The 1,739-nt window shown below is 69.9% G+C and carries 2 protein-coding genes; both read right to left on the bottom strand.

The genetic code is table 11. From position 1 onward, the window contains the following. Window positions 1-939 (bottom strand): ABC transporter permease, encoded by a 939-nt coding sequence (locus ACXJKQ_RS27560; RefSeq protein WP_457108844.1) that lies wholly within the window; start codon window positions 937-939, stop codon window positions 1-3. Then, window positions 932-1,702 (bottom strand): ABC transporter ATP-binding protein, encoded by a 771-nt coding sequence (locus ACXJKQ_RS27555; protein ID WP_457108845.1) that lies wholly within the window; start codon window positions 1,700-1,702, stop codon window positions 932-934. The genes ACXJKQ_RS27560 and ACXJKQ_RS27555 overlap by 8 nt, the downstream gene beginning before the upstream one ends. Window positions 1,703-1,739: the final 37 nt, after the last annotated feature.

Below are 1,739 nucleotides of genomic sequence, written 5' to 3'. Positions count from 1 at the left end.
TCAGGCCTGCATGCCCCAGCGCTGGACGGTGCGGCGCTCGATGGTCTGGAAGATCAGGTTCTCGACGACGAGGCCGATCAGGATCACGGTCAGCAGCCCGGCGAACACGTTCGGGATGTCGAGCATGTTCTTGTTCTCGAAGATGAACCAGCCCAGCCCGCCCGCCCCGGACGACACCCCGAAGACCAGCTCGGCGGCGATCAGCGTGCGCCACGCGAACGCCCAGCCGACCTTCAGGCCGGTCAGGATCGCGGGAAACGCCGCCGGGATCAGGATCTTGCCGATCAGCCCCGGTCCCGACAGCCCGTAATTGCGCCCGACCATCTTCAGCGTCCGGCTCACCGACAGGAAGCCGGAATGGGTGTTGAGCGCGATCGCCCAGGTCACCGAGTGGACCAGCACGAAGATCAGGCTGCCGTTGCCCAGCCCGAACCAGATCAGCGCCAGGGGCAGCAGCGCGATCGCCGGCAGCGGGTTGAACATCGACGTCAGGGTCTCGAGCAGGTCGGTCCCGATCCGCGACGCGATCGCCAGTCCCGTCAGCACGCTCGCCAGGGCGACGCCGGCGGCGTAGCCCATCAGCAGGACCTTCAGCGACGACCAGGCCCGGGCCGGCAGGGTGCCGTCCGCGATGCCCCGGACGAAGGCCGCCACGGTGGCCGAGAAGGTCGGGAACAGCAGGTCGTTGTCGAGGTAGCGCCCGTAGGCCTCCCAGATCCCCGCCAGGAGGACAAGGATCACGACCTTGCGCAGCCAAGCCTGGTTGTAGAGCCGCTCGGCGAGCGACAGGGGCTTCTCCACCACCGTCGCGCCCTGGGCGTGCCCGGTCTCGCGCACGATCTCGGGCCGGCCGGCCTCCACCGGCGATGGGCGGGGCGCCGTGCCGGTCAGCGGGGCGCCGCCCAGGACGCCGCCGGTCAGGGCCTGCACGCTAGACATTCTCGGCCTCCGCGATCTCTTCCGAGAACAGCATGTGCTGGATCCGGCTCTCCAGCCGCAGCGCCGCCTCCGGCGACTCGGCGCTGTTGAGCTCGGCCTTGACCTCGCCCGGGTGCGGCGAGAGCAGCAGGATGCGCGAGCCGACCTTGATCGCCTCGGGGATCGAGTGGGTCACGAACAGCACGGTGAAGCGCGTGCCCTCCCACAGCGCCAGCAGCTCGTCCTGCATGCGCCGCCGGGTGAGCGCGTCCAGCGCCGCGAACGGCTCGTCCATCAGCAGGATGTCGGGCTCCATCGCCATGCCGCGGGCGATGGCCACGCGCTGCTTCATCCCGCCCGACAGGGTGTGGGGATAGCTGTCGGCGAACTTCGTCAGGTTGACCTTGTCGATGTACAGGTTGGCCCGCTCCAGGGCCGCCCGGCCCCTGAGCCGGCCCGAGGCCTCCAGCGCGAACACCACGTTCTGCCGCACCGTCTTCCACGGCAGCAGCTGGTCGAATTCCTGGAACACCATCATCCGGTCGGGGCCGGGCGCGGTCACCGGCCGCCCCTTCAGCCGGATCTCCCCCTCCGTCGGCGCCATGTAGCCGCCCACCGCCTTCAGCAGCGTCGACTTCCCGCAGCCCGACGGCCCGAGCAGCACGAACCGGTCCCCGGGCCAGACCCGGAAGCTCACCCGGTAGGTGGCCGTGACGAGGTGGTCGGGCGTCTTGTAGCGGAGCGTGACGCCGTCCACCTCCAGAAGAGGCTGACCCGTGTCCATCCATCCTCCCTCGCTCCGCGGCTTCGGCCGCGTGTCG

This window comes from Methylobacterium sp. P5_C11 (assembly GCF_054049775.1).
This window is presented reverse-complemented; position numbering and strand designations above follow the sequence as displayed.